The organism is uncultured Luteimonas sp., from assembly GCF_947492465.1.
GTDB lineage: Bacteria > Pseudomonadota > Gammaproteobacteria > Xanthomonadales > Xanthomonadaceae > Luteimonas.
In genome coordinates this window covers 113,397-122,048 of the sequence record NZ_CANLNF010000009.1, presented here as the reverse complement: position 1 = coordinate 122,048, position 8,652 = coordinate 113,397, and the positions used below count along the sequence as shown (strand labels likewise).

Sequence of the window (8,652 nt, the reverse complement as noted above, 5' to 3'; positions counted from 1 at the left end):
ACTCGCTTGCATTTGCATGCATTTGAATTGACTTGTTGCTCTGTTACGAACGTCTGCAAGATGGACAACCATCCACCCGCCAGACGCCCGCACAAGTCACCTGCGCACACTGTCAAAGATCTTCGGACACCGGCCTCAGCGCCTGGTTTCCGTCCCGAAGCGTTTCGCTTCAGGGAGCCGCACATTCTGCCACGGCCCGCTTGCTTCGTCAACACCCCGTGAGGGGCCTCGACCTCCCTCCAACCCCGCGCCCGAAGGCGTTTCGTTGAAGCGAGCCGCATATCCTACCGCGCTTTTGGATTTCGTCAACGCCTCGTGAAGAGTTGTCGCCGGATCCGTTCAGCGCGCCAGCAGAACCTGCCTGGCGGGTCGGCGATGATAGGCCCGTTGCACCGTCCTGTCACCCGTCTGTTGCGAGCGCGGGGCAGGATCCTGCTTTGCTGATGAGGCACGGCCTGGTGCCCGCGCATGAGCGGCAGCAGGGCGCACGCCTATATCGGGCGCGTCTCACCGGCGAGTGCGGCCAGGGCCTGGGCCAGAACGCTCTCCGGCGGGGCATCGACCGCGATCGCATGGACGTCGCCTTCGCCGGAGGGCGCCTCCAGCGTGGCGAACTGGCTCTCGAGCAGGGACACCGGCATGTAGTGGCCGGCGCGCTCACGCATGCGGTCGGCAATCAGGCCCGGCTCACCCCGCAGGAACAGGAAGCGCAGCGGCAGGCCGGCCTCGCGCAGCATGTCGCGATGGCGTCGACGCAGGCCGGAGAACGCCAGGCTGACGCGCTCGCCGGCGGCGACGCGGCGCTGCAGCTCGGCGGCAATGCGTTCCACCCAAGGACGACGCATGTCGTCGGTCAGCGGGAGGCCACTGGCCATGCGCTCGCGCGCCTGCGGGCTGTGGAAGTCGTCGGCGTCCAGGAAGCTGGCCGGCCAGGCATCCGCCAGCCCGCGCGCAATCGTCGTCTTGCCGCTGCCGGAGACGCCCATCACCACGGCTACGCGCACGTCGGCAGCGTTCATCCGGGCAGCTCCACGCGCACGACATAGCGGCGTCCGCGCTCCACGCGCGCAAGCCGGTCGTCAGGCAGCGCCTGCCCGTCCACTTCGATGCGCTGTGCGGCCAGGCCGGCCACGCGCTCGATCCCGACCTCCAGTTCCGCGCCGCGGAACCGCCGCAGCGCCCGCACCCGCGGCCAGTGCGAGGGCAGCTGCGGCGCGATGCGCAGGCCGTCGCCGTCGCCGCGCAGGCCCAGCAGCGATTCGACGATGCAGCGGTACAGCCATGCGGCGGTCCCCGTATTGAACAGCTGGCTCGATCGCCCCGCGGTGCGCGGATGCAGCCGCCACGCGCCGCGGTAGTAGTTGGGCACGAACACCGGCAGCTGGCCGCGCTGGCGGCATTCGTCTGCATCGGGCCCGGTCAGCATCGTGCGCAGTGCCTGCCAGGCGCGATCCGCCTCGCCCACCGAGTACAGCGCGTGCATCCAGAAAGCGGCGGCGTGGTTGTAGACCGCGCCGTTCTCGGCCGAGCCGGGGAATTTCTGGGTCAGCCGGCCCACGTCCTCCCGCATGCCGGTATAGGGCGGACCCAGCATCGTCGCCCCGTGAGGGGAGACCAGTTCAGCCTCCACCGCCGCGATCAGGCGCGCACGCCGCGCCTCGTCGGCCGCGCCACTGAGCATCGCCCACGACTGCGGATTGAGATAGATGCGGCCTTCGGGATCGGCCCGGACGCCGAATGCGACGCCGTCGTCGGTGATGCCGCGCGCATACCAGTCGCCGTCCCACAGCTGGTCGTTGACCGAGGCGTTGAACGCCGCTGCGCCCTCGCGGAACCCGGCCGCCTGCGGCAGGCGTCCGTGGCGCTCGCAGATGCCTGCCCACAGTTCCAGCGCGTGCGCGCTGGCCAGCGACAGCCAGCCCGACACGCCCCGTCCCTTCCAGCCGACCATGTTCATCGGATCGCACCAGTCTCCCTGGGCGATCCAGTTCAGTCCGCGCCCGTCGCGCTGCCCGAGCAGCCAGTGCATCGCGCGGTCGACGCGCTCGGCCACCGTGGCGACGTGGCCGCTGGCGTCGGCGACCGGCTCACCGAGCAGCGCATCGTCGCCGGTTTCGTCCAGGTAAGCCTGCAGGCAGACGGGCAGCCACACGCAGTGGTCGGTATGCGGCACCTGGTTGATGTACTTCAGCTGCGCGCCTTCGGCCAGCAGCACGCCGTCGGGCATCGCGCCGCTGGATTCCTGCTGCGACAGCGCCAGCAGGAACGCCGCGCGCGCCGTCTCGGGGCGCAGATAGGCCATGCCCATCTGGTCCTGCAGCAGGTTGCGCGTCTGCGGATCGGTGGTCAGGCGGTTGCAATCGCCGTGGTAGTACACCTGCCGCGGCAGCCAGTGGTTGGCGAAGGCATCGAACCAGGGATCGGGCGTCTCGATCCGCACGCTGCCGGTTGCCGACGCAAGTCGCTCGCACGCCGTCGTCGCAGCCTCTTCGAAGCTCTGTGGCGACAGGTAGCGCTGCCGCAGCGTGGCGATGTCCGCGTCGTCGCGCGCGGGAGCGAACAGGAAGCGGAAATCCTGCTGCGCTTCCGGCTCCAGTTCAACGCGGTACTGCAGCGCCGCCACCGGCGTTTCGTACAGCGCGTCGCCACAGTCGAGCACGTCCCGCCCAAGCACGGCGTCGGGCGCATGCAGACCGCCTCCGCCCTCGAATGCGGCCTGGTTCGCCTCCCAGGCATCGGGCTTGCGCTCATGCAGCAGCACCGTGCGGTCCTTGAACTCGCGCTGGCGGAACCAGTCCTCGACCTTCTGGTAGGGCGTGACGCTGTCGCAGACGATGCCGCCCAGGTCCGGACGATAGCGCCCGGACTGGTTCATCCAGGACATGTAGCCGACCGGGAAGTACGGATACAGGCTCAGCCTGCGCGTTCGCCCCGATACGTTGCGCACGCGCAGCGTCCACAGTTCGGCCACGTCGTCCGGCGCCAGCACGACACCGAGTTCGACCTCGACGCCGTCGCAACGCACGGTCCACGCCGCATCGGCCGGTCCCACCGAGAACCGGAAGCCGTCCGGCGTGCGGTTGACCGGCGCGTGCGGCGCCGAGAACAGCGCGCCACTGCCTTCGTCCTTCACGTAGCAGAAGCGGCCGGGATGATGCGCGTAGTACGGCTGCTCCGGCTGCATGAAGGTCTTCGCCTCCAGCGCGGGGGCGTGCGCGTACTTGGCCGGCTCGGGCTGCATGAACTGCGCGGTCGCGTAGCCGCGGCAGTTGAGCTGCAGCAGCATGCGCCGGTTCCACAGGAAGGTGGACGCCTGCGGCATCGCCGTGGGGCTGTACAGCACGCAGCGCCGGCCGTCCTCCTCGAAGCCGCAGGGCGCGTCCTCATTCATCCGTCGTCTCGCGGCGCGACTGCAGGTCGGCCTGCACCTGTTCCAGCGCGCGGTCGTCCAGGGGATAGAAGCGCATCACCCAGGCCGCCAGCAGCGCCACGGCACCGGGGATCACCGTCAGCAGCAGCGCGATGCCCTGGCGCGAAGCATCGCTCTGGGCCTCGTTGGCCACATAGCCCAGCCCCGCCAGCACCCAGGCGATCACCGCCGAGGCGAGTGCGCCGCCGAGTTTCTGCGAGAACGTGGCGGCCGAGAACGTCATCGCGGTCGCGCGGCGGCCGGTCTTCCATTCGGTGTAGTCGGCGCAGTCGGCGTACATCGAGAATGCCAGCGGGGACTTCGGACCCAGCATCAGGCCGATCACGGTGTTGATCGAGAACAGCAGCCAGATCCGGTCGGGCGGCACGAAGTACATCGCGCAGCTGAGCACGCCCACGCCGGCCATCAGCCAGATCATCAGGCGGCGCTTGTCGATGTAGCGCGTCATCACCGGGGTCAGCGCGGCGCCCACCGCCAGCGCCACCGAGTACACGCCCAGGAAGGTGCCGGTGAGTTCCGGCCGGCCGATGTAGTACTTGAGGAAGTACACCAGCGAACCGCTGCGCATCACGATCGTCACCATGATCACCAGCGCCAGCGCGAACAGCACCAGCCAGGGCCGGTTGTGCAGCAGGTCGAGGATGTCCTGCTTCACCGCGCTGCGCTGCGCAGGCGGCGGCGCGATGCGCTCGCGCGTGGTCAGGAAGACGGTGGCGAAGGTGGCCGCGGCGATGACGCCGTACAGGCCCAGGGTGAGCTGCCAGCCCAGCGCCTCGTCGCCGCGCCCCAGCCATTCCACCAGGTCGAGCGTGAGCCAGCTGACCAGGGTGGTGCCGGCGAAGGCGGCGATGAAGCGGAAGCTGATCAGGGTGGTGCGCTGCTGGCTGTCGGCGGTGATCACCCCCGACAGCGCCGAGTACGGCATCGACAGCACGGTGTAGGCCAGCATCATCAGGGTGAAGGTGGCATAGGCCCACAGCAGGCGCCCGCCCTGGTCGAGGTCGGGCACGGTCCAGGTCAGCACGCCGGTCACCGCCAGCGGCAGCGCGCCCCACAGCAGGTAGGGCCGGAACCGGCCCCAGCGCGTGCGGGTGCGGTCGGCGAGCGCCCCGATCAGCGGATCGGTGATCGCGTCCACGATCTTGGTCACCAGCATCATCGTGCCGACCGCGGCCGCGGCCAGGCCCATGACGTCGGTATAGAAGATCAGCAGGAAGGCCGAGATGTTGGCCCAGTACAGGTTGAAGCCGAAGTCGCCGATGCCGTAACCGGCCTTCTCGCGCAGTCGCAGGCGCGCGCGGGCGCCGCCCGCCGCGGTGGTGGCTTCTGGCTTGCCCATGTTCCTCCCGTCTCGCCGGTGACCGGCGGCTGTGGACCGGTACGGCGTGATAGCGCTACCAAGAGTGCCGGGATCATGCCCCGTTGGCAAACCCGGTTACGGATGTCACAGTCGGGTCGGTCGCGTCCTGGTTCCGCTCGTCCTCACGCCGCCCGCGACCCGTCGGCACACCGGCCCCCTGCCTGCCTCGTGCCGCGCGCAGCGCCCTTCCGCGGAGGCCTGGCCGGCCGGGCAGCCGGGCGCCAGGCCCGGGTGTCAAGCCTTGTCGCGCCCCGCGCCCGCCCCTACCCTGCCCCTGCCCGCCTGGCTCGGCCGCGATGTCCTCCCGCTTCGTCCATCTCCACCTCCGCAGCGAGTATTCGCTGGCCGACTCGACGATCCGCATCCCGGATATGGTCAAGCGCTGCGCTGCGCTCGGGCAGCCGTCGGTGGCCATCACCGATCGCAACAACCTGTTTTCGCTGGTGAAGTTCTACCGGGCCGCGGAAGGCGCGGGGATCAAGCCGGTTGCCGGGGCCGACATCCTGGTCGCCGACGGCACCGAGCCGGCCTGGCTGCTGACCCTGCTGTGCCGCGACCACGACGGCTACCTGTCGCTCTCGCGCCTGCTCACCCGCGCCTGGATGCAGGGCCACCGGCATGACGGCGTGGTGGTGCGGCCGGAATGGCTGGCCGACGACGCCACGGGACTGTTCGCCCTGGCCGGCCGCCACAGCCGCGCCGGCCAGCTGTTGGCCGGCGGCCGCGACGACCAGGCCGGCCAGGCGCTCGCCGACCTGCAGCGCGTCTACGGCGAGGACTGCTTCCTCGAACTCACCCGCTGCGGCCTCGACGGCGAGGACGACTTCAACGGCTTCGCGCTGCAGTCGGCCTCCACCCGCGGGATCCCGGTGCTGGCCAGCAACGACGTGCGCTTCCTCGACGCCGACGGCTTCGAGGCGCACGAGGCGCGCGTGTGCATCGCCTCGGGCCGCGTGCTCGACGATCCCAAGCGGCCCAAGGACTACGCGCCGGGGCAGTACCTGAAGTCCAGCGAAGAGATGGCGGCGCTGTTTGCCGACGTGCCCGACGCGATCGACAACACGATCGCGCTCGCGCAGCGCTGCAACCTCGAGCTGCGCCTGGGCAAGTACTACCTGCCCGCCTATCCGGTGCCCGACGACGAGACCCTCGACACCTGGATCACCCGCCAGGCCCGCGAGGGCCTGGAACGGCGCCTGGCCAAGTACCCGCTGGCGCCCGGCCATACCCGCGAGAGCTACTTCGAGCGGCTCGAGGTCGAGCTGGGCGTCATCACCAAGATGGGGTTCCCCGGCTACTTCCTGATCGTCTCGGACTTCATCAAGTGGGCCAAGGAGCACGGCATCCCGGTCGGACCGGGCCGTGGTTCGGGCGCAGGCTCGCTGGTGGCCTGGGCGCTGGAGATCACCGATCTCGACCCGCTGCCCTACGACCTGCTGTTCGAGCGCTTCCTCAATCCCGAACGCGTGTCGATGCCCGACTTCGACATCGACTTCTGCATGGACCGGCGCGACGAGGTGATCGACTACGTCGCCGCGCGCTACGGCCGCGACCGCGTCAGCCAGATCATCACCTACGGCACCATGGCCGCCAAGGCGGTGCTGCGCGACGCCGGCCGCGTGCTCGGCCATCCCTACGGCTTCGTCGACGGGCTGTCCAAGCTGATCCCGCTGCAGCCGGCCGATCCGCTGTCGCTGGAGGACGCGATCGGGCGCAGCAAGCGCGCGCAGAAGGACGACAGCTACGTGGTGGCCGAGTTCAGGCAGCGCTACCACGAGGAGGACGAGGTCCGAGACCTGGTCGACCTCGCGCTGCAGCTCGAGGACCTGACCCGCAACGCAGGCAAGCACGCCGGCGGCGTGGTGATCGCGCCCAGCCCGCTGTCGGACTTCTGCCCGCTGTTCGCCGAACACGACGCCGAGGGCCGCGGCCGCAACCCGGTCACCCAGTTCGACAAGGACGACGTCGAAGCGGTGGGTCTGGTGAAGTTCGACTTCCTCGGCCTGCGCACGCTGACGATCATCGACTGGGCGGTCAAGGCGATCAACGCGCGCCGTGCGGCCGGCGGCGAGGCGCCGCTGGACATCGGTGCGCTGCCGCTCGACGACAAGGCCAGCTACGAGCTGTTCGCGCGCGGCGACACGGTGGCGGTGTTCCAGTTCGAATCGCGCGGCATGCGCGAGCTGCTCAAGCGCGCCAAGCCCGATACCTTCGAAGACATCATCGCGCTGGCGGCGCTGTTCCGCCCCGGCCCGCTGGGCTCGGGGATGGACCGGCAATGGTGCGACCGCAAGCACGGGATCGAGGAGGTCAGCTATCCGCACCCGGCGCTGGAGCCGGTGCTCAAGCCGACCTACGGCGTCATCGTGTACCAGGAACAGGTGATGCAGATCGCCCAGGTCCTGGCCGGCTATTCGCTCGGCGGCGCCGACCTGCTGCGCCGCGCGATGGGCAAGAAGAAGCCCGAGGAGATGGCCAAGGAGCGCGCCAAGTTCGAGGCGGGCGCCGCGGCCAACGGCGTGGACGCGCGCACCGCGACGCAGATCTTCGACCTGATGGAGAAGTTCGCCGAGTACGGCTTCAACAAGTCGCACTCGGCCGCCTACGCGCTGGTGGCCTACCAGACCGCATGGCTGAAGGTGCACTACCCGGCCGAATTCATGGCCGCGGTGATGTCCTCGGACATGGACAACACCGACAAGGTCGTCGGCTTCCTCAACGAAGCCGAGGCGATGGGGCTGGACGTGCTGCCGCCGGACGTGAATGCCTCGGCGTACATGTTCGAGGCGATCGACGGCGCCGAGGACGCGCAGGGACGGCGCATCACCATCCGCTACGGGCTGGGGGCGGTGAAGGGCGTCGGCCGCGGCGCCTGCGAGGCGATCATCGAGGCGCGCGGCGCGGGCTATGCCGACCTGTACGACTTCTGCAAGCGGGTCGATACGACCAGGCTCAACCGGCGCACGCTCGAGGCGCTGATCCAGGCCGGGGCGCTGGACGCGCTGGCGCCCAACCGCGCCTCGCTGATGCTGCAGCTGCCCGAAGTGCTCAAGGCCACCGACCAGATGGCCAGGAACCGCGCCGCGGGCATGTTCGACATGTTCGGCGGCGGCGGCGCGGCGGACATCCAGATCGAGCTGCCGCGCTGCGAGGAGTGGCCGCTCAAGCAGAAGCTCGACGGCGAGCGCGACACCCTCGGCCATTACCTCAGCGGCCATCCGCTCGACCCTTACCGCGAAGAGCTGCAGGTGCTGGTCGGCCACGACCTGGGCCAGCTCGACCAGCTCTGGGCGGCGCGCTCGGAGTCCGAATCGCGCGGCTGGCGCCCTGAAACCACGGTGATCGTGGCCGGCCAGGTGCTGGCGATGCGCAAGCGCGGCGATTCGCAGGCCTTCGTCCAGATCGAGGACGGGCGCGGCCGCCTGGAATGCGCCTTCTTCGCCGAGGAATACTTCAGCAATGCCGCCCTGCTCACCCGCGACCGCATCCTCATCATCGAGGGCGGACTGCGCGAGGACGAGTTCAGCGGCGGCTTCGCGCTACGCGCGCGGCGCTGCTGGGATTTCGAGCAGGTCTGCGCCCAGAACGCACAGGGTCTGGCGCTGCGCCTGGACCTGCGCGTGGCCGGCGCGCTGGACCGCGTGGAGTCGCTGTTCTCGCAACATCGGCCCGGCAGTACCCCGCTGCGCTACGAACTGCTGCTGCCCTCCGGATCGACCGGCAAGCTGGAGGTCAATGGCGGCCACGGGGTGCGCGTGGCGGCCGACCTGCCGGCCACCCTGCGCAGCCTGCCCGGCGTGCGCCAGGTGCGGCTGTCGCTGCTGCGGCCCTGGCTCAACTGAGCCGCCCGGCGGCCTTCCTG

At 69.8% G+C, this 8,652-nt stretch carries 4 protein-coding genes; 1 reads left to right on the top strand and 3 read right to left on the bottom strand.

Annotated features, from left to right (window positions below):
• Nucleotides 1-491 precede the first annotated feature (491 nt).
• Genes Q0863_RS16465 through Q0863_RS16455 form a run of 3 tightly spaced genes read right to left on the bottom strand, consistent with a single transcriptional unit; the run spans nt 492 to nt 4,769 of the window.
• Nucleotides 492-1,019, bottom strand: a complete 528-nt coding sequence (locus tag Q0863_RS16465) for a gluconokinase, GntK/IdnK-type (protein WP_298580997.1) — start codon at nt 1,017-1,019, stop codon at nt 492-494.
• Nucleotides 1,016-3,391 carry an NdvB protein gene (locus Q0863_RS16460; protein ID WP_298580994.1) on the bottom strand — a complete coding sequence of 792 codons (2,376 nt, stop codon included), beginning with the start codon at nt 3,389-3,391 and terminating at the stop codon, nt 1,016-1,018. The genes Q0863_RS16465 and Q0863_RS16460 overlap by 4 nt, the downstream gene beginning before the upstream one ends.
• On the bottom strand, nt 3,384-4,769 hold the full coding sequence (locus tag Q0863_RS16455) for an MFS transporter (RefSeq protein ID WP_298580991.1): 1,386 nt from the start codon (nt 4,767-4,769) through the stop codon (nt 3,384-3,386). The genes Q0863_RS16460 and Q0863_RS16455 overlap by 8 nt, the downstream gene beginning before the upstream one ends.
• 317 nt (nt 4,770-5,086) lie before the next feature.
• On the opposite strand from Q0863_RS16455, the gene dnaE reads away from it, so the two are divergent.
• Nucleotides 5,087-8,632 carry a DNA polymerase III subunit alpha gene (gene dnaE, locus Q0863_RS16450; RefSeq protein WP_298580988.1) on the top strand — a complete coding sequence of 1,182 codons (3,546 nt, stop codon included), beginning with the start codon at nt 5,087-5,089 and terminating at the stop codon, nt 8,630-8,632.
• Nucleotides 8,633-8,652 lie beyond the last annotated feature (20 nt).

Coding starts and splice junctions, on each gene's coding strand:
- Q0863_RS16465 (WP_298580997.1), bottom strand. CDS start 1,019: ATGAACGCTGCCGACGTGCGCGTAGCCGTGGTGATGGGCGTCTCCGGC.
- Q0863_RS16460 (WP_298580994.1), bottom strand. CDS start 3,391: ATGAATGAGGACGCGCCCTGCGGCTTCGAGGAGGACGGCCGGCGCTGC.
- Q0863_RS16455 (WP_298580991.1), bottom strand. CDS start 4,769: ATGGGCAAGCCAGAAGCCACCACCGCGGCGGGCGGCGCCCGCGCGCGC.
- dnaE (WP_298580988.1), top strand. CDS start 5,087: ATGTCCTCCCGCTTCGTCCATCTCCACCTCCGCAGCGAGTATTCGCTG.